Annotated in this window: 27 protein-coding genes; all 27 read left to right on the forward strand. The window is 44.0% G+C overall.

The window, feature by feature from the left end:
- The first annotated feature begins 21 nt into the window (after window positions 1-21).
- The 27 genes from MHH49_RS22590 (at window position 22) to MHH49_RS22720 (ending at window position 23,514) form a co-directional block, all read left to right on the forward strand.
- Entirely contained in the window at window positions 22-387 is a 366-nt protein-coding gene (locus MHH49_RS22590) for a response regulator (RefSeq protein ID WP_036688523.1), read from the forward strand.
- A 9-nt stretch (window positions 388-396) separates the two neighbouring features.
- The gene (locus MHH49_RS22595; protein ID WP_036688521.1) at window positions 397-921 is read left to right on the forward strand and encodes a flagellar biosynthetic protein FliO; all 525 of its coding nucleotides are present in this window, start codon (window positions 397-399) and stop codon (window positions 919-921) included.
- Window positions 918-1,679: a flagellar type III secretion system pore protein FliP gene (fliP, locus tag MHH49_RS22600; RefSeq protein WP_076100382.1), complete on the forward strand. Its 762-nt coding sequence runs from the start codon at window positions 918-920 to the stop codon at window positions 1,677-1,679. Before MHH49_RS22595 ends, fliP begins: the two co-directional genes overlap by 4 nt.
- A gap of 21 nt (window positions 1,680-1,700) precedes the next feature.
- The gene (gene fliQ / locus MHH49_RS22605; RefSeq protein ID WP_036688516.1) at window positions 1,701-1,970 is read left to right on the forward strand and encodes a flagellar biosynthesis protein FliQ; all 270 of its coding nucleotides are present in this window, start codon (window positions 1,701-1,703) and stop codon (window positions 1,968-1,970) included.
- A gap of 9 nt (window positions 1,971-1,979) precedes the next feature.
- The gene (gene fliR / locus MHH49_RS22610; protein WP_036688514.1) at window positions 1,980-2,765 is read left to right on the forward strand and encodes a flagellar biosynthetic protein FliR; all 786 of its coding nucleotides are present in this window, start codon (window positions 1,980-1,982) and stop codon (window positions 2,763-2,765) included.
- 22 nt (window positions 2,766-2,787) lie between these two features.
- On the forward strand, window positions 2,788-3,882 hold the full coding sequence (flhB, locus tag MHH49_RS22615; protein WP_341138501.1) for a flagellar biosynthesis protein FlhB: 1,095 nt from the start codon (window positions 2,788-2,790) through the stop codon (window positions 3,880-3,882).
- Window positions 3,883-3,900: 18 nt separating this feature from the next.
- Entirely contained in the window at window positions 3,901-5,934 is a 2,034-nt protein-coding gene (gene flhA / locus MHH49_RS22620) for a flagellar biosynthesis protein FlhA (protein WP_036688509.1), read from the forward strand.
- Window positions 5,931-7,325, forward strand: a complete 1,395-nt coding sequence (gene flhF / locus MHH49_RS22625) for a flagellar biosynthesis protein FlhF (protein WP_076275227.1) — start codon at window positions 5,931-5,933, stop codon at window positions 7,323-7,325. Before flhA ends, flhF begins: the two co-directional genes overlap by 4 nt.
- Window positions 7,322-8,203, forward strand: a complete 882-nt coding sequence (locus MHH49_RS22630) for a MinD/ParA family protein (protein ID WP_038571955.1) — start codon at window positions 7,322-7,324, stop codon at window positions 8,201-8,203. The genes flhF and MHH49_RS22630 overlap by 4 nt, the downstream gene beginning before the upstream one ends.
- A gap of 33 nt (window positions 8,204-8,236) precedes the next feature.
- Window positions 8,237-9,562: a protein-glutamate methylesterase/protein-glutamine glutaminase gene (locus MHH49_RS22635; RefSeq protein WP_076100384.1), complete on the forward strand. Its 1,326-nt coding sequence runs from the start codon at window positions 8,237-8,239 to the stop codon at window positions 9,560-9,562.
- A gap of 34 nt (window positions 9,563-9,596) precedes the next feature.
- Window positions 9,597-11,669, forward strand: a complete 2,073-nt coding sequence (locus MHH49_RS22640) for a chemotaxis protein CheA (protein ID WP_341138502.1) — start codon at window positions 9,597-9,599, stop codon at window positions 11,667-11,669.
- Between the two features lie 27 nt (window positions 11,670-11,696).
- Window positions 11,697-12,158: a chemotaxis protein CheW gene (locus tag MHH49_RS22645; RefSeq protein ID WP_036688501.1), complete on the forward strand. Its 462-nt coding sequence runs from the start codon at window positions 11,697-11,699 to the stop codon at window positions 12,156-12,158.
- 36 nt (window positions 12,159-12,194) lie between these two features.
- Window positions 12,195-12,788 (forward strand): chemotaxis protein CheC, encoded by a 594-nt coding sequence (locus tag MHH49_RS22650; protein ID WP_370510568.1) that lies wholly within the window; start codon window positions 12,195-12,197, stop codon window positions 12,786-12,788.
- Complete coding sequence (locus MHH49_RS22655) at window positions 12,781-13,278, forward strand: chemotaxis protein CheD (protein WP_036688499.1); 498 nt, start codon at window positions 12,781-12,783, stop codon at window positions 13,276-13,278. The genes MHH49_RS22650 and MHH49_RS22655 overlap by 8 nt, the downstream gene beginning before the upstream one ends.
- 2 nt (window positions 13,279-13,280) lie before the next feature.
- Window positions 13,281-13,691 (forward strand): hypothetical protein, encoded by a 411-nt coding sequence (locus tag MHH49_RS22660; protein WP_370510564.1) that lies wholly within the window; start codon window positions 13,281-13,283, stop codon window positions 13,689-13,691.
- Between the two features lie 90 nt (window positions 13,692-13,781).
- Complete coding sequence (locus tag MHH49_RS22665) at window positions 13,782-14,570, forward strand: FliA/WhiG family RNA polymerase sigma factor (protein ID WP_036688498.1); 789 nt, start codon at window positions 13,782-13,784, stop codon at window positions 14,568-14,570.
- A 29-nt stretch (window positions 14,571-14,599) separates the two neighbouring features.
- Complete coding sequence (locus tag MHH49_RS22670) at window positions 14,600-16,003, forward strand: DUF342 domain-containing protein (protein ID WP_076272326.1); 1,404 nt, start codon at window positions 14,600-14,602, stop codon at window positions 16,001-16,003.
- A gap of 51 nt (window positions 16,004-16,054) precedes the next feature.
- Window positions 16,055-16,369 (forward strand): hypothetical protein, encoded by a 315-nt coding sequence (locus MHH49_RS22675; protein WP_341138503.1) that lies wholly within the window; start codon window positions 16,055-16,057, stop codon window positions 16,367-16,369.
- A gap of 49 nt (window positions 16,370-16,418) precedes the next feature.
- Window positions 16,419-16,997: a hypothetical protein gene (locus tag MHH49_RS22680; protein WP_076272325.1), complete on the forward strand. Its 579-nt coding sequence runs from the start codon at window positions 16,419-16,421 to the stop codon at window positions 16,995-16,997.
- Window positions 16,994-17,650 (forward strand): endolytic transglycosylase MltG, encoded by a 657-nt coding sequence (locus MHH49_RS22685; protein ID WP_076272324.1) that lies wholly within the window; start codon window positions 16,994-16,996, stop codon window positions 17,648-17,650. Before MHH49_RS22680 ends, MHH49_RS22685 begins: the two co-directional genes overlap by 4 nt.
- Window positions 17,651-17,811: 161 nt before the next feature.
- Window positions 17,812-18,513 (forward strand): 30S ribosomal protein S2, encoded by a 702-nt coding sequence (gene rpsB, locus MHH49_RS22690; RefSeq protein ID WP_036688493.1) that lies wholly within the window; start codon window positions 17,812-17,814, stop codon window positions 18,511-18,513.
- Window positions 18,514-18,645: 132 nt separating this feature from the next.
- A complete protein-coding gene (tsf, locus tag MHH49_RS22695; protein ID WP_036688492.1) occupies window positions 18,646-19,296 on the forward strand; it encodes a translation elongation factor Ts in 651 nt (216 codons plus the stop codon).
- A 102-nt stretch (window positions 19,297-19,398) separates the two neighbouring features.
- Entirely contained in the window at window positions 19,399-20,127 is a 729-nt protein-coding gene (pyrH, locus tag MHH49_RS22700) for a UMP kinase (RefSeq protein WP_036688491.1), read from the forward strand.
- Complete coding sequence (gene frr / locus MHH49_RS22705; RefSeq protein ID WP_036688489.1) at window positions 20,127-20,681, forward strand: ribosome recycling factor; 555 nt, start codon at window positions 20,127-20,129, stop codon at window positions 20,679-20,681. The genes pyrH and frr overlap by 1 nt, the downstream gene beginning before the upstream one ends.
- A gap of 78 nt (window positions 20,682-20,759) precedes the next feature.
- A complete protein-coding gene (locus tag MHH49_RS22710) occupies window positions 20,760-21,527 on the forward strand; it encodes an isoprenyl transferase (RefSeq protein WP_036688488.1) in 768 nt (255 codons plus the stop codon).
- A 20-nt stretch (window positions 21,528-21,547) separates the two neighbouring features.
- Window positions 21,548-22,351: a phosphatidate cytidylyltransferase gene (locus MHH49_RS22715; RefSeq protein WP_038571935.1), complete on the forward strand. Its 804-nt coding sequence runs from the start codon at window positions 21,548-21,550 to the stop codon at window positions 22,349-22,351.
- A 23-nt stretch (window positions 22,352-22,374) separates the two neighbouring features.
- A complete protein-coding gene (locus MHH49_RS22720; RefSeq protein WP_076106343.1) occupies window positions 22,375-23,514 on the forward strand; it encodes a 1-deoxy-D-xylulose-5-phosphate reductoisomerase in 1,140 nt (379 codons plus the stop codon).
- The last annotated feature ends 75 nt before the right edge of the window (window positions 23,515-23,589 follow it).

The raw sequence follows: 23,589 nt of genomic DNA on the forward strand, positions 1-23,589 counted from the left end.
CTTAGGGAGGATTTTGTAAAAATGGCTAACCGAATTCTAATCGTGGACGATGCAGCATTTATGAGAATGATGATCCGTGACATTTTGTCGAAAAACGGATTTGAAGTAGTGGGCGAAGCTCAGGACGGTTCTCAAGCGATAGAAAAATTCAAGGAACTGCGTCCGGACCTCATCACGATGGATATTACTATGCCTGAGATGGACGGAATCGCCGCCCTGAAAGAAATCAAAAAAGTAGATCCGGCTGCAAAGGTTATTATGTGTTCAGCCATGGGCCAGCAGGCTATGGTTATCGATGCAATCCAAGCAGGAGCTAAAGACTTTATAGTGAAGCCTTTCCAAGCTGACCGGGTTATCGAAGCTATTAACAAAACGTTGGGCGTGTAGGATAAAGTCATGTTATATTCCGAAACGCTCGGAAGCAGTAACACCCTGCTGAATTTGTTTAAAGTTATTATTGTCCTGGCGATAATCATTGTACTTATAGTGGTACTGATTCGTTTTCTTGGACGACGTAATCAGACCTTTATGAGCAACCGTTCTATAAGAACGCTTGGTGCAATAGGGCTTGGACCTAATAAGTCGATGCAGGTTATCGAACTGGGAAGCAGTCTTTACTTAATCGGGATTGGTGAAAATATATCCATTTTGGATAAAGTCACCGATCCGGATGAGGTAGCATTGATCATTGCGGCATTTGAGGATCAGTCCTCTAACCAGAATAATTTCCTCGCACCGCTTATTGCCAAGGTAAAGGTAAAGCTGCGTGGGGAGGTTCCATCTCAGGAAATTGAACTTAGTGAAACATCATCTTTTTACGAGACTCTGCAATCCAAGCTTCGTTCTGCACCAGAGCGCAAAGAGAAAATGGAAGAGCTGCTTCGGGATGATGTTACTAAGGATGAGTCGAGGAATATATGAAAAAGAAGCTAATTCTTGCTATTCTGCTGTTCGGTATTATCAGTGTGGTTATGATGACGCCGATACATGCTGATCCTATACCTAATGTTAATATTCAGGTCGGTAATGAAGGTTCAAGCAGTGGTACCAGTTCCATATCAATTCTTCTTCTTGTTACGGTTCTGAGTATTGCTCCGGCGTTTCTGGTTCTTATGACTAGCTTTACTAGAATTGTAATCGTATTAGGTTTTGTGAGAACCTCGCTGGGTACTCAGGCTATGCCTCCAAACCAGGTGCTGGTAGGACTTGCTCTGTTTCTGACCCTGTTCATTATGTCACCAACGCTGGCCACAGTGAATGAAAATGCGTTGCAGCCGTATATGAAGGGGACAATCTCCCAGACTGAGGCTTTTGACAAAGCTGCTGATCCGATGAAAGAATTTATGTTTAAACAGACGAACACCAAAGATCTTCTGTTATTTATGAAATACACCGGTTATACCGGATCTACTAAACCGGCTACATACAGTGATATTCCACTGACGGTGATGGTGCCAGCTTTTGCAATTGGCGAATTGAAAAAGGCTTTTACAATGGGCTTCTTAATTTTCATACCATTCCTGATTATTGATATTGTTGTGGCGAGCACACTGATGGCCATGGGGATGATGATGCTTCCCCCGGTTATGATTTCATTACCTTTTAAAATAATGCTCTTTGTACTGGTAGACGGCTGGTACTTAGTCATTAAATCACTACTTCTTAGTTTTAACACCTGACCTAAAGAGGAGGCATGAGGGATGAGTACGGAGTTTATAATCGGGCTAGCAAGCCAAGCCGTATATTTAGTGCTGGAAGTCAGCGCACCCATGCTGATTCTTGGTCTGGTGGTAGGGCTAATAATCAGTATTTTTCAGGCTACGACACAGATTCAGGAACAGACGCTAGCGTTTGTTCCCAAAATCGTCGCAGTGCTATTGGCTTTATTGCTATTTGGTCCGTGGATCATCACGAAGCTGATTGACTTTACAAGCCAAATTTTGGGTAATCTCTATATGTATATTGGTTAATCAATGAACATGGAGACCATACTGCAAAGTTTACCCGTCTTTTTGCTTATTTTTTGTCGAATAACCGCTTTTTTTGTTGTCGTTCCTGTATTTTCTTCACAAGGGGTCCCGACAACCTTTAAGATTGGCATTTCTTTTTTTGTAGCATTGGTTGTCTTTAGTGCTAACGGAACAGGGCTTACGATCCCGCAGGATTTCAGTTATATTTTGCTGATTGCCAGAGAGGTATTAATAGGATTATTGCTAGGTTTCGTTGGATATTTGATGTTTATGGCGATTCAGACAGCAGGTTCATTTATTGATATTCAGATTGGCTTCGGTATTGCTAATGTTATCGATCCTATGACTGGAACGTCTGCTCCAATTCTTGGTAATTTCAAATATATGATAGCCCTGCTAATGTTTCTGAGCATGAATGGTCATCACCATCTGCTAGATGCTATTGTGTACAGTTATAAATGGGTTCCTATGAATAACGATTTATTTCTAGGCATGATTGACGGGAGTTTATCAGAGTTTCTGGTTCGAACATTTGCTCAGTCCTTTGTACTCGCTTTTCAAATGTCGGCTCCTTTAGTAACTGCGCTGTTTCTGACTGATGTTGGCCTTGCTTTCTTGGCGAGAACGGCTCCGCAATATAATGTATTTGTTATTGGGGTTCCGCTCAAAATCATTATAGGTCTTGCACTGCTTTTAGTGCTGATGCCTGGTCTGGCTGTGCTGTTTCAGAATCTCTTCGATATCATGTTCGAATCCATGGAGAATTTATTGAATCTCATGGGGAAGAGTCCGTAGGTGACCGTAAGGGGAGCGTATTATGCCTAAGACGAAGCGGTATAGACTGGATCTTCAACAATTCGCCGGTGAAAAGACGGAAAAAGCAACCCCGAAGAAACGGCAAGATGCTCGTAAAAAGGGTCAAGTAGCCAAAAGTGCTGAGCTATCCGGTGCAGTTGTGTTGTTATCAGCAGTAGTTAGCTTGATGATGTTTAGTGGTTTTATGAAAGAGCGCTTCATGAAGCTATATATGGATGTATTTCAGAATCAAATGACACTGGAGGTTACTCCTGAGAATATAACGCTGCTATTTAATCAATATGGACTACAAATACTGATTTTGCTAGCTCCATTACTTGGAATAGTTTTTGTTATGGCGCTGGTAAGCAATCTGGCGCAGGTGGGCTTTATGACCACGGGAGAGGGGATCACCCCTAAATTCAGCAAGCTTAATCCGATAAAAGGGTTCAAAAATATTTTCTCCATGCGTTCGTTTGTCGAGTTCCTGAAATCCATATTTAAGCTTCTAATTATCGCTTATCTGGTATATAGCACTTTATGGGGAGAAAAGAAGAACTTTGCATCCCTGTCGCATATCAGTGCGGAGGGGATTTTTAAATTTGCGGCCAAGCTGACGATGAGTCTTGGTTTGAAAATCGGGGCTGCCCTATTGGCTATGGCTTTTCTGGACTACATGTATCAGAAGTACGAGCATGAAAAAAGCCTGAAAATGTCCAAGCAGGATATCAAGGATGAATACAAAAAAATGGAGGGTGACCCTCTAATCAAAGGTAAGATCAGGGAACGCCAACGTAGAATGGCCATGCAGCGTATGATGCAGGAAGTTCCAAATGCGGATGTAATCATTACGAATCCTACGCACTTTGCTGTTGCGCTTAAATATGACGGTACCAAGATGGAAGCGCCGCAGATTATAGCAAAGGGTCAGGATTATGTAGCACTTCGCATCCGGGAGCTGGCTAAAGAGCACGGCGTCGTGACTATGGAAAACAAACCGCTGGCACGGGCATTATTCCAAAGGGCAGAGATTGGAGATGTCGTTCCAAATGATCTGTTCCAGGCTGTGGCTGAAGTGCTGGCATATGTATATAAGCTTAAAGGTAAGAGGAGATAAGGCGGGGGGGTTAGGACATTGAAAGCTAAAGATTTAACAGTTTTGCTAGGCATCATCGGGATCGTGCTTATGATGATTCTGCCTATCCCGTCCTGGCTATTGGACGTTTTGCTTGTTATTAACATCTCAATCGCATTAATTATCATTCTGGTTGCTATGAATACGAAAAATGCACTCGAATTCTCAATTTTCCCTTCATTGCTCCTAGTAACCACACTGTTTCGTCTGTCACTTAACATCTCGACTACAAAACTGATCCTGACTTACGGAGATGCCGGTTCAGTGGTATCTACTTTCGGTAGCTGGATCGCTGGCGGACAAATTGCTGTTGGGTTTATCGTGTTTCTGATCTTGGTAGTAGTTCAGTTTATTGTTATCACCAAAGGTTCAGAGCGCGTAGCTGAGGTAGGCGCTAGATTTACCTTGGATGCGATGCCCGGTAAGCAAATGAGTATTGATGCCGATCTTAACGCAGGCATGATTAACGAAACCCAGGCACGTGAGCGTCGTCGTAACGTAGAACGCGAAGCGGATTTTTTCGGAGCCATGGACGGTGCGAGTAAATTCGTTAAAGGAGACGCGATTGCGAGTATTATCATCTTGCTGATCAATCTCATCGGTGGATTTATTATCGGTATGATGGTTCACGGGATGGACTTTGCTACTGCGTTATCCACTTATTCTGTATTGACCATCGGGGACGGTCTTGTCAGTCAAATTCCAGCTTTGCTTATTTCGACAGCAGCCGGCTTGATTGTTACTAGAGCTTCTTCGGAAGGTAATCTTGCAGAAGAGCTGACAGGACAGTTGTTGTCCTATCCGAAATTGTTGTATATTGTCGCAGTTACGGTAGCTTTTCTTGGACTCTTTACACCCATACATATGATTACAACGCTCCCATTGGCCGGATTGCTGGCTTTTGCAGCCTACCGTATGGGACAAAATTTAAATAAGAAACAGATTGCCGAAGAGCAACTTGTTGAAGAGAAGCAGATTGAAGAGGTACGAAGTCCGGAAAGTGTCATTAATTTGCTTTCAGTTGATCCCATTGAATTCGAGTTTGGTTATGGTCTTATTCCTTTGGCGGATACAGGTCAGGGAGGCGATCTGCTAGATCGTATCATCATGATTCGACGGCAATGTGCCCTAGAAATGGGTCTTGTAGTACCTGTTATTCGCATTCGCGACAATATTCAACTAAAACCGAATGAATATGTCATAAAAATTAAAGGAAATACAGTTGGCGGTGGTGAATTATTACTTAATCATTACCTTGCAATGAGTCCAGGATATGATGATGAATCTATAAACGGTATTGAGACCATCGAACCATCCTTTGGGCTTCCAGCATTATGGATTGATGAATCGGTTAAAGAGCGGGCTGAATTGTCCGGCTATACTGTAGTAGACCCTCCATCTGTTGTCGCAACACATCTGACGGAGTTAATCAAACGTCATGGACATGAGCTGATAGGAAGACAAGAAACTAAGATGCTGGTGGACAACCTTAGGGATAATTATCCAGTGCTCGTCGACGATCTTATTCCTTCCGTATTGGCGATTGGGGATGTGCAGAAGGTTCTTGCTAAGCTGCTTCGTGAAAAAATATCGATCAGAGATTTGGTTACGATTTTTGAGACATTGGCGGATTATGGGACATACACCAAGGATCCTGATATTCTCACTGAATATGTTCGTCAGTCCTTGTCCAGACAGATTACCCAGCAATTCTCACAAGTAGGAGAGACGCTGAAAGTCATCACGGTGGGGCCTAATCTTGAAAAGAAAATTTCCGAGAGTGTGCAGCAATCTGAACAGGGAAGTTATTTGGCACTAGATCCAACTTCGACACAAACGATCTATCAGCGGTTAAGTGAACAGATTAATCGATTGCTGCAGACAGGGCAACAGCCAATAGTGCTCACATCACCAACCATTCGTATGTATTTGCGGCAGGTGATTGAACGAACGATGCAGGATATTCCTGTACTGTCTTATAGCGAGCTAGAGCCTAACATTGAAATACAAAGCGTCGGAGTGGTGAATTTATGAGAGTGAAGCGTTACGTGGTCGATTCGATGCCTGACGCCATGCTTTCCATTCGCAACGAGCTTGGGAGCGAGGCCGTCATTTTAAGTACAAAGGAAATCAAAATCGGCGGATTTTTAGGGTTATTTAAGAAGAAAAAAATAGAAGTTGTAGCAGCAGTAGAAAAGGCAGAGAAGAATAATGTTCCAAAAAAGCCGGCTGCGCCAGCGATGAACATTCCACGGAGTGCAGTACCACAGGCTTATCAAAAAGCTTCATCTGCTTCCACTACACCTTCTACACCTTCTATACCTTCCGTACCTTCTGTTTCATTAGAAAAGCCAGAAGAGTCACGGACGTTTGCAGAGATTGCTGCAGCCTTATCGGAAGCTATCAATGTACAAGAATCGATAGCCAAGCATCCGGAGCCAGAACCTGAGCAAAAACTTCCTGAATTAAATCTGGAAGATGCACCTTCTATATCAGCGTTGTATGAATCATTAGGATTAGAACAATCGCCAGAGGTTGCCACTGCTCTCGAAAATGATGTTCTTCGTGAGATTAGAGATATGAAGCTCTGGATGGAGCGAATTGCCAGACAATCCTCAGGTGGAAGAGAACTGCCAGACAGTCTGCAGGAGCTACGGGATCTTTTATTAGAGCAAGAAATGGATGCTGTGCTTGTTGAGGAATGGATCAGTAACATCTCGGAACGTTGGGTGGATGAAGGGCGTACTTGGGGACCAGAGAAATTTATGGGATCTCTTAAAGAACAGATTGATGGTTTCCTGACGGGACGAATTGCTGATGGAATTGCCCGGGATACTCAAATTGTATATATTGCCGGACCCACTGGAGTTGGAAAGACCACAACCATAGCTAAGCTTGCGGCAGAACAGCTATTTAAGCACGGACGCAAGGTAGGTTTTATCACCTCCGATACGTATAGAATCTCAGCTGTGGAACAGTTGCGAACCTACGCTGCTATTCTCAATGTTCCATTGGAGGTTGTCCAATCGCCAGGAGATTTGCAAAGAGCACTCTTTCGCTTGGAGAGTTGTGATCTAGTATTAATGGATACAGCTGGCCGAAATTATCGTAATGATATGCTAGTAGCCGAACTGCAAAGCTTGCTTGCGAAGGAATTGAGAAGTGAAACTTATCTTGTGCTTAGCTTGACCTCGAAAAGCCGTGATATGAAACTTATTGCAGAGCATTTCGGCAGATATAGGCTGGATAAGGTTATTTTCACAAAGCTGGATGAGACGGGGAGTTACGGCCCGCTCTTTAATGTCCTGAATGACTTCCCGCTTACCTTGTCTTATATGACCGATGGTCAAAATGTTCCTGATGACCTGCTTATGGCTACCAAAGGACAGCTGAGTGAGTTGCTTCTTGGAACAGGTGAACCATGATGGATCAGGCACAATCCTTAAGACAGCTTGTATCCAGTCAGGATTCTAAAGTAGCTGTAAGAGGGGGATCATCCGCCAGGATCATTACGGTGTGTAGTGGTAAAGGGGGCGTTGGTAAGTCGAATTTTACACTTAACTTCGCTCTAACTTTAAAGGCTATGGGCAAACGGGTTTTGCTGTTCGATGCAGATATCGGCATGGCTAATATAGATGTGTTGATGGGCGTATCGGCGAGATATAATCTTTATCATTTGTTAAAAAGAGAAGCGGATATCGAGCAGATTATTCAATACGGTCCGAATTCGCTCCCTTTTATAGCAGGTGGCTCTGGAATGGATGAGCTATTCACGCTTTCAGAGTCTGATCTTGATTATTTCACAAATCAGATAACACTTATCGCGGACAGCATGGATTATATTTTGTTCGATACTGGTGCTGGATTATCTAAGGAAACGATGAAGTTTATAACTTCTGCCGACGATTGCCTAGTGGTTACTACACCAGAACCAACAGCTATCACAGATGCATACGCATTAATGAAGGTTGTGAATCGTTCCTATCCTGAGACTTCCTTTAAATTGATTGTGAACCAGGCAGGTGATGAAAGGGAAGCCATAGCGACAAGCGATAAGATCCGAATGGCCGCCAGTCGTTTTTTGCAATTAGATATTTCTTATCTTGGTCATATAAGCTCAGATGCCCATGTAGTGCAAGCTGTCAAAAGGCAAACACCATTCACATTGGCTTTTCCAAACAGTATTGCTGCAAAAGATATACATCGGCTTGCTCTAAGTTATTTGACCATTGATTCTAAAAAGACCACAAAAGTCCAAGGGATTAAAGGCTTTATCCATAAATGGTTAAAGCGGAGTAAATAGTTGTTCTGAATTTGGGACAGAGGTGGAAATGATATGAAGCCATATAAAGTATTGGTTGTTGATGATTCGGCATTTATGCGCAAGATCATTTCCGATTTAATTGAAAATGACGCTGACTTTCAGGTGACGGCAACAGCAAAAAACGGTCGTGAGGCTATCGAAAAAATCAATGAGCTTCGTCCAGATCTGGTTACTATGGATGTAGAAATGCCAGAAATGAACGGCCTGGAAGCGCTGAAAATAATAATGGCCTCAGACCCTCTGCCAGTGATTATGCTGTCAGGGATCAATGAAGAGGGCATGAAGGAAACCATTCTTGCACTGGAATGGGGCGCTTTTGACTTTATTCGTAAACCTTCGATTACCAACTCTCAGGATATCATGGGAGTGGGAGAATCCTTAAGGGAACAAATGAAAGAGGCTATGATGGCCCGGGAGCAGCGCGAAGCACGTGCTTCTGCATTTAAGTTGCCAGACATACCGCCAGTAGAAGTCGCACCGCCAACTGTACCGAGAGTGATGCCCGGCAAACCCAAGGTAGAACCTAAAGCTTCACTCAAAAATGAAGTGACCAAAAAAACGCGGGTGAAGCAGCCGTTAGATCATACTGTTCCTAAAAGAGCAGCCAAACCATTAATCTCTACTCCACCACCTTTATCGGCAAAGAGTAATGCAAGGTCTCGAGTAGAGAATAACCCTACCCCACCAAAACCGTTGCCTAAAGTGGAAGTGTCTTCTGACGCTCCTGCAAATCCTCAGGTCCGGAAGTATGGGAGTAATGATCTGCAAAAGTTGGTTGCTGTGGGGTGCTCTACAGGTGGACCACGTGCTCTAAAGGTATTTCTGGAGAAGATTCCTGCGGATTTTCCAGCGCCTATTGTTATCGTGCAGCATATGCCGCCTAACTTTACCAAATCACTAGCTCAGCGACTGAATACCTTCAGCCCGCTAGAAGTGCTTGAAGCTGAGCAGGGGATGATATTGCAAAAAGGAGCTGCTTATATAGCACCTGGAGGCTATCATTTACAAGTTGTCCCATCCTCTAGAGGGCAATATGCGGTTGTACTCACAAAGGAAGAGGCGCGTAATGGCCATCGACCTTCTGTGGATGTTTTATTTGAATCATTGCTGCCGCTCACATCGTTAGAACGTCATCTGTTACTAATGACAGGGATGGGTAGTGACGGGGCAAGAATGATGAAGTCCTTATACGACTCTGGGGTAACCTCAACCTTTGCTGAAAGCGAAGAAACTTGTGTCGTATATGGAATGCCGCGATCTGCGGTGGAATTACAGTGCGTCCAGCACGTACTGCCTTTGCAAGAAATTGCTCCAAGGCTGGTGCAAGCTGTTAAATAACAGAAAAGCGAACTCAAAGGGGAGGTGCTCACTGATGGACATGAACCAATATTTATCCATGTTTATTGATGAGTCGAACGATCATCTGCAGTCATTGAACGAGAGCATGATGGGGCTGGAAGCGAATCCTGAGGACATTAGTATTGTACAGGTAATATTCCGCTCTGCGCACACCTTAAAAGGTATGGCAGCAACTATGGGCTTTGAAGATTTGGCTTCACTCACACACCAAATGGAAAATGTTCTTGATTTGGTACGCAACAACAAACTGCGCATGCAGGATTTCATTTTTGATACGTTGTTCAAAAGTTTGGATGCCTTGGAGTCTATGGTTGAGGATATTACGGGAGGAGGCGAGGGTAAAGCGGATGTTTCGTCTATCGTCTCCTCCTTACAGGCTATAGTCCGGGGAGAGATTCCTGTTGCGGGTGGCGAGGCAGCTTCTGTCTCAGGACCTGCTGCACAAGCGGTTGAAACCCCGATTCATTTAGATGAGTTTCAATTTTCTGTTCTAGAACAGTCGATTCAAGAAGGACATCAAGTATTATATGTGGACGTAACCATTCGCAAGGATTGTCAGCTTAAGGCAGTACGTGCATATATGGTGTTTGATCTTTTGGAGCGTTCAGGTGAAGTGGTTAAATCCTTCCCATCCGTTCAGGATATTGAACAAGAGAAATTTGATCAAAGCTTCTCTCTCTATTACATAACTCAAAAAAGTGCTGATCAAATTCAGGCTATGATTCTAAATCTGTCTGAGATTGACAAGGTATCGGCAGTAGCATTGGATCAAGATTCTCTGCAACAGCTGGGTCAGGAAGCAGCAGCAGCCTCTGAAGTGGCAGCCACGACTACTGAGGCGCCAGCAGCAGCTGCACCTGCCGCTTCTGCCGCTAAACCACTGCCAACCAAAGAAGAGGGTAACAAACCGGCAGCTCACAAAACAGGTGGGGCACCGTCACGTACCATTCGTGTAGATATTGAACGTTTGGACGTGTTGATGAATTTATTCAGTGAACTTCTTATCGACCGTGTTCGTTTGGAACAGCTGGCTTCTGAGGTTCAAAACGGTGATCTCACGGAAACGGTTGAGCATATGGGCCGGGTAAGTGGAGATCTCCAGAATATTGTAATGAAGCTGCGGATGGTTCCAGTAGATACAGTATTTAACCGATTCCCACGTATGATTCGTGATCTAGCCAAGTCACTAGACAAAAAAGTAGATCTTATCATCACAGGAGCAGAAACTGAGCTAGACCGTACGGTCATTGATGAAATCGGTGATCCGCTGGTGCATTTATTGCGTAATGCAGTTGACCATGGTATCGAATCTATTGCAGATCGTGTTGCTGCTGGTAAGTCGGAGACCGGAACGGTCTATTTGCGGGCTTTCCACAGTGGTAATCACGTCTTTATTGAGATCGAGGAAGATGGAACAGGGATTTATCCAGAGAAGGTTCTGAAATCTGCTGTGAAGAAGGGTGTTATAACACAAGAGCAGGCAGCCAGTATGTCGGATGATGAAGCTTTTCAGTTGTTGTTTGCACCAGGTTTCAGTACAGCAGAGGTCATTTCTGATGTTTCAGGCCGCGGGGTAGGGCTGGATGTAGTGAAATCTAAGATCTCTTCTTTAGGCGGCAATGTAACGATTTATTCGTCTCCAGGTAAAGGAACTAATTTCTCAGTGCAGCTGCCTCTTACTCTATCTATCATTGCTGCAATGCTTATCCGTTTAGGCTCTGAGAAGTATGCCATTCCTTTGACCTCCATAGTGGAAACCGGAATCGTGAAGCAATCCCAGATTCGTACAATTCATGGCAATAAAATGGTGGAATTCCGTGATTCGCATATTCCACTGGTTTCTCTTAGCCGTCTCTTTTCGGTGCCTGATTATGATGAGAGTACTGAAGAAGAAACAGAAATCGTGGTTGTGCGTAAAGGAGAAAGGCTAGTTGCCTTAGCGGTACAGGATTTTATTGGCCAGAACGAGATTGTGATCAAGAATTTGGGTAAATATTTGCCTGAAGTACAAGGAATATCTGGCGCAACCATTCTTGGTGATGGTCAAGTAGCACTTATTATTGATCCCAACGCTTTTATTAAATAACTAGGATAGAACAGGGAGGTTCATTCCATGGCTGAAGATATTAAAGTGATAGTGTTCAAATTAGGCGTAGAGGAATATGGAATTGAAGTTGAAAAGGTACAAACTATTGAGCGTATGATGCCCATAACTCGTGTACCTAAGACCTATTCATTTATCAAAGGTGTAATTAATTTACGTGGTGTTGTTATTCCTGTAATTGATCTTCGGGGCCGTTTCGGTATCGAAGAGGCTGAACACACCGATCAGACAAGAATCATCATCGTATCTGTTAATGAAATGGAAGTAGGCTTCATTGTAGACTCTGCAAATGATGTTATAGATCTGAACAGAGATTCTATTGATACACCTCCTGATGTTGTTGGCGGCATCAAGGCAAAGTATTTGGATGGGGTGGCCAAGATTGGGGACGAGCGCTTACTGATTATGCTCAACTTGTCAGAAGTGCTTAACAAAAGCGAAATCGTTCAATTAGAAAGCCTAGAGGGCTAACCTGTGGAACTATTTAAGCACTATAAGGATTTCAAAATGGATGTGCTTAAGGAAGTTGGGAACATTGGAGCTGGAAATGCAGCCACCGCATTATCACAGCTCTTGAACAAGCCGATAGATATGGCTGTTCCTAAGGTACAGCTCCTTAACTTTGAGGAAATTACTGATAAAGTTGGCGGAGCCGAAGAACTAGTATATGCGGTGTTTCTACGTGTGGAGGGTGAAGCTCCAGGTAACCTGTTTTTCATTCTGTCACCAGAAGCGGCAATGAACTTGCTTAGTCGTATTGCAGGCATTGAGCTGTCGAGTGATGAAGAGCTTGGAGAAATGGAACTTTCTGCGCTAAGCGAAATTGGCAATATTTTGGCAGGTTCATATCTTTCTTCTCTAGCAGACTTCACCTCACTTTCTATGTATCCAACGGTTCCGGCCCTTGCTATGGACATGGCTGGCGCCATCCTTAGCTACGGTCTGCTGCAATTCGGGCAGATGGGGGACGATGCATTGTTGATCGACACTACCTTCTTTGAGGGGAAAAACGAAATTGAAGGGCAATTTTTCCTTATTCCCGATCCGGAATCATTCCCGAAAATCTTCAAATCGCTAGGAGTTCCTTTTGAAAATGATTGAAGAACAAAGCATTATTAAAGTAGGGATGGCGGATCTTAACGTTGGCAGCCAAGATAGTTTAATTCGTACCACAGGTCTTGGCTCCTGCGTGGGATTAACATTGTTTGACCCTGGAAAAAAGCTCGCAGGGATGGCGCATGTGATGCTCCCATCATCTGAGATTGCTAGGGAAGGGCAGTTAAACATCGCTAAGTTTGCAGATACCGCAGTGCCGGAGCTCTTATCCCGTCTGCTAGAGCTTGGGGCGGTTCGGAGCCGGATCGTAGCCAAGATGGCCGGAGGTTCACAAATGTTTGCCTTTGCCGGGGGGAGCGACACCATGAGGATCGGGCCTCGTAATGTTGAATCTTGTAAACTAGCACTTGAAAATTTAAAAATTCCGTTAATCGCAGAAGACACAGGCGGCAATTATGGCCGTACGATAGAAATAGCCTGCAACACTGGTATATTGTTTATTCGCAGTGTGCAAAAAGGCGCTAAGGAACTATAATTATGAATATGATTGGAAACATTTTGATAAACTTGGTGTCGGGTTTGGTAGGTTTCATATTTACCTTTTTTGTAACCTACAGTAACAATGTATTGGGTACTAGTTTATTAAGAAGCCTAATTGCATTTATCATCTGGTTTCTGCTTGCTTTTCTCTTAAGATGGGTATTGGGTTTTATTATGATTCAAACATCGCCTCCGGATGAAGTGGACACTGGCGGTGAAGAACTTGGGGCGAAGCTGGACATCAGCACCCCTAATGAGGATGAAGAATTAATCAATCTACTAAAACCGAAGCCAGGACAAGGAAACGAAAATAGCGAGGGATTTAAGCCTCTTACACCTCCTAAGCTAGTTTCGATGAAGGATCCTGAAGAATTGGCCAAGGCCGTTCGTCACCTGAAAGAAGAATAAGTGAGGGCTGAGGCGGAATCGGTGATCTTATTGGAAGGTACATTTCGCCGCGAATGCTCGCTGACTAAACTTTGGGAAGGGTGAAAGCTATTGAACGAGCGTAAAGCTTCTCAATTGGAAACTGACGAGCTATGGGAACAGTGGAAAGAACACAGAGACCCTGAAGCCAAAAAGAAGCTGATAGAGAGTTATCTCCATATTGTTGATTATGTATCCAGTCGTTTGGCTGTGGGATTACCCAAAAATGTATCCAAAGATGATTTAGCCAGCAATGGGGTTATGGGACTAATTGATGCGATTGAGAAATTCGACTACAAACGAGGATTGCAATTTCAGACCTATGCGTCCTGGCGTGTGCGTGGTGCGATATTAGATTCATTACGCCAAAGTGATTGGGTACCTAGATCCGTTCGGGAAAAAGCTAAAAAAATCGAGGACGCTTATCAGCAGCTGGAGCAGAAGCACTTAAGGTCAGTTAGTGACGAGGAAATGAGCCAATACCTTAATATTAGTGAACTGGAATTTCAAAATATGTTGCAGGATGTGGCTGTGATGTCACTTTGCTCACTGGAAGACCCGATTCGTGAAGAGGAATCAGAGACCCGAATGTCCATACTGGTGGACGATAAAGCTAAGAATCCGGATAGCAAGGTAAATGAATTCTACTTGCGCGAAGCGCTCACCAAAGGTATTGAGAAATTAACGGTGAAAGAAAGGACCGTTGTGTCCCTTTTATATTATGAAGATTTATCTTTAAGTGAGATTGCAGAGGTCATGTCGTTATCTCCTTCAAGAATTTCGCAGTTGCATTCCAAAGCTATTTTGCGGCTGAGGGGAACGCTCGAGAAGAACCGTGATCTCCTTATGCAGAACGATTAACCGTTAGCGGTGACAAGGGGGAGCAAAATTTGATCGGTCAATATGCTTTGAATCAGTACTTGAGTATAACTTTTTCGGAGGACAAAGGGATCGCGTATTTGCAGTTCTCCAAAAAGGATGAGAATTTTTCCTGCTCATCTACAGAACTGGAAGCCTTCCTGCACAGTCACAATATTCGCTACGGTATCAAGAGTGATGTTGTCGAACGTATTTGTAGTCATCCTGAGGAGTTTTTTTGGAGTAAAGTTCCGATTGCTGCAGGTTATCCTGCTGTGCATGGCACGGATGGACGAGTTATGCTTACAGTAGATCTGGAAGAGGACCGCAAACCGCTTGAGAAAGCGGATGGTAAGGTCGACTATAAGGACTTGGTCCGGCTTCGTAATGTACTTAAAGGAAAGTTAATAGCTAAAATTATCCCTGCCCAGCCTGGAAAGCTAGGGATGACTGTAACTGGTGATGAGCTTGCTTTCAAGGCTGGAAAGGAAGCTCATTTTAAAATCGGGAAAAATGTACTCATTGATAATGACGGCACTTCGATGTACGCAGCGATTGATGGACTGGTCACGTTAACTGATAACGGGAAAATCAATGTGTTTCCTGTATATGAAGTGAATGGTGATGTCGATTACGGCACTGGAAATATTGATTTTGTAGGTACAGTCGTCATACGTGGGAATGTCCTTTCAGGCTTTACGGTAAAGTCTGCCGGTGATATTCGGGTTGTAGGCGGCGTTGAAGGTGCAGAGTTAATCTCTGGGGGCTCCATTGAAATTACTGGTGGAATTATCGGATATAACAAAGGCCAAGTTACCGCTGGAAAAAGTGTGAAGGTTTCTTTCATTCAAGATGGAAACGTAACCGCTGGGGAAGATGTAATTGTTTCTCAGAGTATTATGCACTCCAATATACGTGCTGGTAGAGATGTTATCTGTAACGGCTCTAAAGGTTTGATAGTGGGTGGAATCGTTCAGTCTGGAGAAAGAGTTGTAGCAAGAACTATAGGTAACACCATGTCCACTGCGACTGTGATTGAGGTAGGCGTGGTTCCAGAGCTTAGAAATGAGATTAACGAGCTTCGTCAAGAGCTGCGGCAGCTGCTGGAGAACGAGGATAAAACCTCTAAAGCTTTGTATCTATTAAATCAATTGGCTACTAACGGTCAGCTCCCTGCGGATAAAGTGGCGCTTCGCGTCAAATTAAATGCTACTAAACAATCCCATCAACGTGAAGAAAAAAGAATTAAAGAACGAGTGCTAGAGATAGAAAGAATGTTAGAAGATACAGGTAGAGCGAGAGTTGAGGTTATCAAAACCATTTATGGCGGTTCAAAGATCATGATCGGCAGATATACCCGATTTGTTAAGGATGCTACGGAGCGGGTTGTGTTTATTTACAGTGATGGGGATATATCTTTAACGCCGTACAATTAATCGGGCGGGCAGCATTTGCGGCCGGCCATTACTTGTGAGAGAAGGGTTAAGATGAGCCTAAAACCGGTGGAACTGCAAATTGCTTTGCCTCGCACCACGGAGGCGGGCAAGCTTCAGAATGAATCTCAGCAACGTCCTGCTATCGACCAACATCAATTGGCTGGGCAAAATGTAAAACAAAGTCAGGAATTGGCCATGCGGAGCACTGAAGTGGATGAGTCTTCTGAATCAGCTTTACGGGATGGCGGTGGAAAAGGCAATCCACATTCAGGTGGCAATTCTTCGTCAGATAAACATTCGAACCCGCCTGCAACCCGTGATGCTGAGCATCCTTACAAAGGCCAACGCATTGATCTAAGTCTTTAATAAGAATCTACATGAATCTACATCTGATATGTAAAAGGAGATAAGGCACTTGCAACCATGGGTTTATATTGTGCTAGTAGGTGTCGCCGCTATTCTTTATGCCCTTTTACTTCCCACACGTGTAAAGGAAGGAAAAGCTAATCAGCAAAGCCTCAAAGATGCAGAGGCTGCGCTTGAGCTATATATGGCAGACATAGAGCGCGAGAATGAGGAACTGGTACAATTAGTTAGTAGTATTAAACAACAATCGCAAACTAATCATAATGTACTGCAGGGACAGGTTAATGAATTACAGAGTCAAGTGGTAGAGTTGCAGAACAGCTCTTTAAAGCTAGAAGCACGAGTGGCCGAGGAAGAGAAGAGTTTGAAAGAACTTGCAGTGTCGGTTGAACAAGGTTCGAAGGTTAAAGTTGGTGTTAACGAAGATCCGTCTCTCCAAGCAGAGATGAGTTCAGTGTCGCCAGATGTGAAAGCGAAACCTATTAGTTCGATAAAATTACGTTACCCAAGATTGTTTGAACTGCATGAGCAGGGCAAATCGATAGACTCCATTGCCAAGACAGCTGGACTTCAGCGAGGGGAAGTGCAACTGATTCTGCAACTTGCCAAACAGGAGGAATCGGTATGATTAAGAACCGTTCATTCTTGTTCGGGCTAGGCACTGGACTAATTACTGGCGCTTTATTACTTCAATTAATGATCTCCGGTGGAGCGGCTCCACTTACCAAAGAACAAGTTCTACAGGGTGCGGAGAAACTGAATATGAAAGTCATCGATGAAGCTGCAGTACTTTCCTCAGGGGAAACTGAGAATGATAATAAAGAGGAAGTCACAGAGACCGGGGGGCCGACAGCAGAAAGCAAGGAGAATGTCAGCCCCTTTGCGCCGGCTGCTGCAGCCTCCCCCACGCCGGTAGTGTCACCTACAGTACCTGAGAGCTCTGATAAAGCCGTTGCGCCGAAGAAGCCATCTACGCCTACTGACGGCAAGGTTGAGCAGCCACAGGTCACTCCAAAGGCCAGTGCCGCTCCAACCGCTGTAGCTCCTGTAACGCCTAAAGTCACAGCAAATGCTAGTGTTTCCGTTCGAATTCCATCTGGCAGCACATTGACAGCAACAACAGATATTTTGGCAAAGGCTGGAGTCATTAAGGATAAGTCTACTTTTCTAGAGGCTGCAAACAAACGAAAGATTAATACGAAAATTCAATCCGGTTCTTATAGCTTTAATAAGGGAGAGAGTATTGACTCTATAATAGAGAAATTAATAACTTTAAAGTGATCGTTGCATACACTGAGATAATATGGTATAGTAATTGACGGTGTTAAAACACACGCCGGTTGATTTCGACAAGGGGTGCTTTCTTCTGAAGAAAGTCTTGCTGAAAGATGACGCATGGCGGAGGAGACACACAATAAACCAAACTTAGGAGGTGTGTGAAGATGGCAGTAATCTCCATGAAACAGCTTCTAGAAGCTGGGGTACACTTCGGTCACCAGACTCGTCGTTGGAACCCAAAGATGGATCGTTATATCTTCACTGAAAGAAACGGAATTTACATTATTGACTTGCAAAAAACAGTCAAAAAGGTAGAGGAAGCTTACAACTTTGTGAAAAGCGTCGCTGGTGACAACGGCACAATCCTATTCGTAGGAACAAAGAAACAAGCTCAAGATTCCGTAAAAGAAGAAGCAGAACGTTCCGGTATGTTCTTCATTAACCAACGTTGGTTGGGCGGAACGCTTACTAACTTCCAAACTATCCAAAAGCGTATTGATCGCTTGAAGAAATTGGAATCTTGGGAAGAAGACGGTACTTTTGAAGTACTACCTAAGAAAGAAGTTATCCTTCTTCGCAAAGAGAAAGATCGTCTTGAAAAATTCTTGGGCGGTATCAAGAACATGAAAGGTCTTCCAAGCGCGTTGTTCATCATTGACCCGCGTAAAGAGCGTATTGCAGTTGCAGAAGCTCGCAAATTGGGTATTCCAATCGTAGCTATCGTTGATACTAACTGTGATCCAGACGAAATCGACTACGTAATTCCAGGTAACGACGACGCTATCCGCGCTGTTAAATTGTTGACTGGTAAAATGGCAGACGCTGTTGTTGAAGCTCACCAAGGCGAAGACACAACTACTGCTTAAGTAGCGACTAGCACATACAAGAACTTAAATGAAAAGGGTGGTTGGCAGGTGGATAACCTCTCACTGCCCTTTTTTTAGGATAAAGGCCTCGAATAATGTAAGAAAACGACAATTACCTGGAGGGAATAAACAATGGCAGTTGATGCAAAAGCAGTAAAAGAACTTCGTGAAAGAACAGGCGCTGGTATGCTTGATTGTAAAAAAGCGCTTGAAGAAGCTAATAACGATATTACTAAAGCAGCAGAATTGCTTCGTGAAAAAGGTCTGTCCGCAGCAGCAAACAAAGCAGGACGTATTGCTACTGAAGGCGTTGTAGAATCTTACATCCACGCTGGCGGCCGCATTGGTGTACTTGTAGAAATCAACTGCGAAACTGACTTTGTTGGTAAAACAGATTCCTTCAAGGAATTTGCTCGCGATATCGCTATGCAAATCGCTGCAGCAAACCCTCGTTATGTTCGTCGTGAAGAAGTACCACAAGAAGATGTTGAAAAAGAAAAAGAAATCCTGAAAGCTCAAGCTTTGAACGAAGGTAAGCCTGAGAAAATCATTGAAAAAATGGTTGAAGGACGTATTGGTAAATATTACGAAGAATATTGCTTGCTTGAGCAAACTTTCGTTAAAGACCCAGACAAAACAATCTCCCAATTGTTGAATGAAAAAATCAGCACCATCGGAGAAAACATCTCGATCCGTCGTTTTGCTCGTTTTGAACTAGGCGAAGGTTTGGAAAAGAAAGTGGATAACTTTGTTGAAGAAGTTATGGCACAAGTTAATCAATAATAGCTTCATCATAAATATGAAGAATTGAATAAAGGCAAGCATCAGAAGAGCGGAACACGTACACGTAGTGTTCCGTCTTTTGCAGAAAGTGAGGGTATACATTTGGAACAGCCGGTATTTAAGAGAGTAGTCCTTAAGGTAAGTGGAGAGTCTTTGGCAGGACAAAACGGATATGGTATTGATGCCGACATGATTATTTCCATCGCTGAACAGATCAAGGAAGTTGTAGAACTTGGCGTTCAGGTTGCAATTGTTTGTGGCGGGGGTAACATTTGGCGCGGGATCGCGGGCAGCGCAAGCGGCATAGATCGCGCTACTGCAGATTATATGGGCATGCTGGCAACAGTAATGAACTCACTTGCTCTTCAGGACGCATTGGAGCAAATTGATGTGCCAACAAGAGTGCAGACTTCGATCTCGATGCAGCAAATTGCTGAACCATATATTCGTCGTCGTGCGATTCGCCACTTGGAGAAGGGCCGGGTTGTTATTTTTGCAGCAGGCACAGGTAACCCATTCTTCTCAACAGATACTACTGCAGCACTTAGAGCGGCAGAGATCGAAGCAGAAGTTATTCTGATGGCGAAAAATAAGGTTGACGGAGTATATTCTGCTGATCCGTTCAAAGATAGTACAGCTGAGAAATTCGAACAGCTTACTTATATGGATGTTCTGAATAAAAACCTCGGTGTTATGGATTCAACAGCTTCATCTTTATGCATGGATAACAATATACCGCTCATTGTATTCGCCATTACAGAACAAGGCAATATCAAACGTGTCGTTCTCGGTGAGAAGATCGGAACGATTGTTAAAGGGAGTGTAGATTAATGCCACAATCGGTCAAAAAAAATGCCGAAGAGCGTATGGACAAAGCGATTTCATCGCTGAAACGTGACTTGGCAACATTACGTGCAGGACGTGCAACAACATCGCTTCTCGATCGTATTCAAGTTGAATATTACGGAGCACCTACTCCAATTAATCAGCTGGCCAACATAAGTACTCCGGATTCCCGGACACTGTTGATTCAGCCGTGGGACAAAACATCGATGTCTGATATTGAACGGGCGATCATGAAATCCGATATCGGATTGACGCCAGCCAATGACGGCACCATTATTCGTCTTTCTATCCCTCCGCTGACTGAAGAGCGTCGGACGGACTTGGTTAAGCTGACTAAGAAGTTTGGTGAAGAAGCGAAAGTAGCGATCCGCAACATTCGCCGTGATGCCAACGATGATATTAAAAAGATGGAGAAAAACGGTATCTCTGAAGATGAGTCCCGTGGCCATCAGGAAGACATTCAAAAAACAACGGATAAGTTCATAGCCGAAGTTGACAAAGTGCTTGTCTCCAAAGAAAAAGAGATTATGGAAGTTTAATGATATTCAAGAGACTTAAGGCCCCTCCGTTAATGGTGGGGTTTGTCTCTTTCTGATAAGAGCTTGGAGGAAACGGAAATGATCAAACGGATTCAAGCGTGGCTGAGCCGTAAAGACAGGCAACAGTCAGTCGAGATTTCACCGGATAACATTCCCCGGCATGTGGCTGTGATTATGGATGGTAATGGACGCTGGGCTAAACGGCGCGGCTTACCGCGCGTTATGGGTCATCAGAACGGCATGAAGGCTGTCAAACGTGCTACGATCGCTGCAGACGAATTAGGTATTAAATACTTAACGATGTATGCGTTCTCGACAGAAAACTGGATACGCCCGAAAGAAGAAGTCGATTACTTGATGCGTTTGCCTGGGGAGTTTCTGGCGATTGAGCTTGATGAGCTAATCGAGAAGAATGTTCAAGTACGCATGATGGGTGACGCTGACGCTTTACCTTCATATACCCGTAAGGCTATGGAAGAGGCGGTAGCTCGAACAAAAGAGAATACTGGATTGATCTTAAATTTTGCTCTTAACTATGGTGGACGCAATGAAATAGAAGGCTGTATGCGCAGTTTAGGGAAAGATATCCAAGCTGGTATATTGTCGCCAGAAGAAATTACATCAGAGTTGATTAACAACAGACTATTAACTGCTGGTTTACCCGATCCTGATTTGTTGATACGAACAAGTGGAGAAATTCGGCTTAGCAATTTTATGTTATGGCAGATTGCCTATAGTGAATTGTGGTTTACTGATGTGTACTGGCCTGAGTTCGACAAAGAGCATTTGCATCAGGCCGTTGCTGAATATCAACGACGAACACGCCGTTATGGTGGACTGAAGTAGCTTGTTAGGAGATGGAACCTTTGAAGCAGCGATTGATTACCGGAATTGTTGCCGGAGTATTATTTTTAGGGTTATGTGTACTGGGAAACTGGCCGTATCAGGTTCTGCTTATTGCTATGGCTCTTATAGGTTTTTATGAATTTGTCAAAATGATAGGTATTCCTACGCTTTCCGGTACTACTGTTCTGGGTTACGCAGCTATTCTAAGCTTCATGATCCCATGGAATTTGCTTGGTGTTACTGCGCCGTTGTCCTGGGAGCAAGGGATTTGGATTCTGCTGTTATTGTTCCTTCTGGTCACCGTTTTTACTAAAAATAAATTAGATATTCGAGTAACAGCCTTGCTGTTTACTGGTATAGTATACATTGGAATGGGCTTCTCTTATATGGCCGTGGCTCGTGCATCGGATGACGGACATGGTTTGTTCTGGACTTTTTTGCTCCTGTTCTGCATTTGGGGCAGTGATGCGGGGGCATATTTTGTAGGCAGAAGCTTTGGCAAGAACAAGCTCTGGCCGGCCATCAGTCCTAACAAAACGGTGGAAGGTGCTGTTGGCGGGGTACTGATCTCGATGCTTATTTCTATCGTGTTTGCGCTGCTTGCTCCTGAACACTTGACGATAGGACGAGCGTTGCTTATTGGGCTTTCTTGTGCGATATTAGGACAGCTTGGAGATCTTGTGCAGTCAGCTTATAAACGTGCGTATGGCATTAAAGACTCAGGTACACTTTTGCCAGGGCATGGCGGTATTCTTGATCGATGTGACAGCTGGATTATCGTATTTCCATTCGTACATATTGTAATGCTTATGCCTTACTATTAAACGAAGGGAGAGAGAGTATAACTATGAAAAAAATAAGTGTTCTAGGTTCGACGGGTTCGATCGGCACTCAGACTCTAGATGTCATCGCAATGCACCCAGACTCTTTTGAAGTAGATGGCTTGGCGGCCGGAACAAATACAGCATTATTACTGGAACAAGTTCGTCGTTTTAACCCGCGTAGAGTCTCTGTGGCAACGAAAGAGCTGGCAGATGAGATTAGATCCAGCCTACCTTCTGGTATAGAGCTTTACAGCGGGAATGAAGGGCTTGTTGAAGTGGCGGCTGGCGGCGATGCCGAAATGGTCGTAACGGCTGTTATGGGAAGCGTAGGGCTTCAATCAACACTAGCGGCAATTGAAGCCGGCAAACATATTGGACTCGCCAATAAGGAGACATTAGTAACGGCCGGACATTTGGTCACTGATCTTGCTAATCGTAAGGGAGTTAAGCTGTTGCCGATTGATAGTGAGCATTCAGCTATTTATCAATGTCTCAATGGCGAGAATATCTCAGATATTGCCTACATCACTTTAACAGCATCCGGCGGCTCATTCCGTGACTTTACGCGTGATCAGCTTAAGGATGTGACGGTAGAAGATGCGCTTCGTCATCCGAATTGGAGCATGGGCGCGAAAATAACGATAGATTCTGCTACAATGGTGAACAAGGGCTTAGAGGTTATTGAAGCGCATTGGTTATTCGGTCTTCCGTATGAACAAGTGAATGTGCTGCTGCACCCGGAGAGCATCATTCACTCTTATGTTGAATTCCGTGACAGCAGTATTATTGCCCAGCTTGGCAATCCCGATATGCGTGTCCCGATTCAATATGCACTTACTTATCCAGATCGTTGGGAATCTCCGGCACAGCGTTTGTCGTTAGCTGAGATAGGACGTTTGACCTTCCGTGAAATGGACTTTGAACGTTACCCTGCACTGAAGCTAGCGATAGATTGCGGAAAAGCTGGTGGAACGGCGACTACTGCTTTCAACGCTGCGAACGAAATAGCAGTTGCTCGATTCTTGAGTCATGAGATCTCGTTCCTGCGTATTGAGGAGATTATCGGAGAAGTGCTAGATCGTCATAATAACGAGCATAATCCGAATCTGGAACAAATTGAATCCTGTGATAGACGTGTTCGAGAGCTGGCAGCTACGCTGTAGAACGTAGAAAGATCTCCTTTTAAAAATATAAGAAAGTATAAGTTTCACTTTATACATTATCCTTATATTTCTCGC

Source organism: Paenibacillus sp. FSL F4-0122 (assembly GCF_038002845.1).
GTDB lineage: Bacteria > Bacillota > Bacilli > Paenibacillales > Paenibacillaceae > Paenibacillus_AQ > Paenibacillus_AQ odorifer.

Bases quoted from the DNA above. Each gene is read 5' to 3' on its own strand.
- MHH49_RS22590 (WP_036688523.1), top strand. From the start codon at position 22: ATGGCTAACCGAATTCTAATCGTGGACGATGCAGCATTTATGAGAATG.
- MHH49_RS22595 (WP_036688521.1), top strand. From the start codon at position 397: ATGTTATATTCCGAAACGCTCGGAAGCAGTAACACCCTGCTGAATTTG.
- fliP (WP_076100382.1), top strand. From the start codon at position 918: ATGAAAAAGAAGCTAATTCTTGCTATTCTGCTGTTCGGTATTATCAGT.
- fliQ (WP_036688516.1), top strand. From the start codon at position 1,701: ATGAGTACGGAGTTTATAATCGGGCTAGCAAGCCAAGCCGTATATTTA.
- fliR (WP_036688514.1), top strand. From the start codon at position 1,980: ATGGAGACCATACTGCAAAGTTTACCCGTCTTTTTGCTTATTTTTTGT.
- flhB (WP_341138501.1), top strand. From the start codon at position 2,788: ATGCCTAAGACGAAGCGGTATAGACTGGATCTTCAACAATTCGCCGGT.
- flhF (WP_076275227.1), top strand. From the start codon at position 5,931: ATGAGAGTGAAGCGTTACGTGGTCGATTCGATGCCTGACGCCATGCTT.
- MHH49_RS22630 (WP_038571955.1), top strand. From the start codon at position 7,322: ATGATGGATCAGGCACAATCCTTAAGACAGCTTGTATCCAGTCAGGAT.
- MHH49_RS22635 (WP_076100384.1), top strand. From the start codon at position 8,237: ATGAAGCCATATAAAGTATTGGTTGTTGATGATTCGGCATTTATGCGC.
- MHH49_RS22640 (WP_341138502.1), top strand. From the start codon at position 9,597: ATGGACATGAACCAATATTTATCCATGTTTATTGATGAGTCGAACGAT.
- MHH49_RS22645 (WP_036688501.1), top strand. From the start codon at position 11,697: ATGGCTGAAGATATTAAAGTGATAGTGTTCAAATTAGGCGTAGAGGAA.
- MHH49_RS22650 (WP_370510568.1), top strand. From the start codon at position 12,195: ATGGATGTGCTTAAGGAAGTTGGGAACATTGGAGCTGGAAATGCAGCC.
- MHH49_RS22655 (WP_036688499.1), top strand. From the start codon at position 12,781: ATGATTGAAGAACAAAGCATTATTAAAGTAGGGATGGCGGATCTTAAC.
- MHH49_RS22660 (WP_370510564.1), top strand. From the start codon at position 13,281: ATGAATATGATTGGAAACATTTTGATAAACTTGGTGTCGGGTTTGGTA.
- MHH49_RS22675 (WP_341138503.1), top strand. From the start codon at position 16,055: ATGAGCCTAAAACCGGTGGAACTGCAAATTGCTTTGCCTCGCACCACG.
- MHH49_RS22685 (WP_076272324.1), top strand. From the start codon at position 16,994: ATGATTAAGAACCGTTCATTCTTGTTCGGGCTAGGCACTGGACTAATT.
- rpsB (WP_036688493.1), top strand. From the start codon at position 17,812: ATGGCAGTAATCTCCATGAAACAGCTTCTAGAAGCTGGGGTACACTTC.
- tsf (WP_036688492.1), top strand. From the start codon at position 18,646: ATGGCAGTTGATGCAAAAGCAGTAAAAGAACTTCGTGAAAGAACAGGC.
- frr (WP_036688489.1), top strand. From the start codon at position 20,127: ATGCCACAATCGGTCAAAAAAAATGCCGAAGAGCGTATGGACAAAGCG.
- MHH49_RS22710 (WP_036688488.1), top strand. From the start codon at position 20,760: ATGATCAAACGGATTCAAGCGTGGCTGAGCCGTAAAGACAGGCAACAG.
- MHH49_RS22720 (WP_076106343.1), top strand. From the start codon at position 22,375: ATGAAAAAAATAAGTGTTCTAGGTTCGACGGGTTCGATCGGCACTCAG.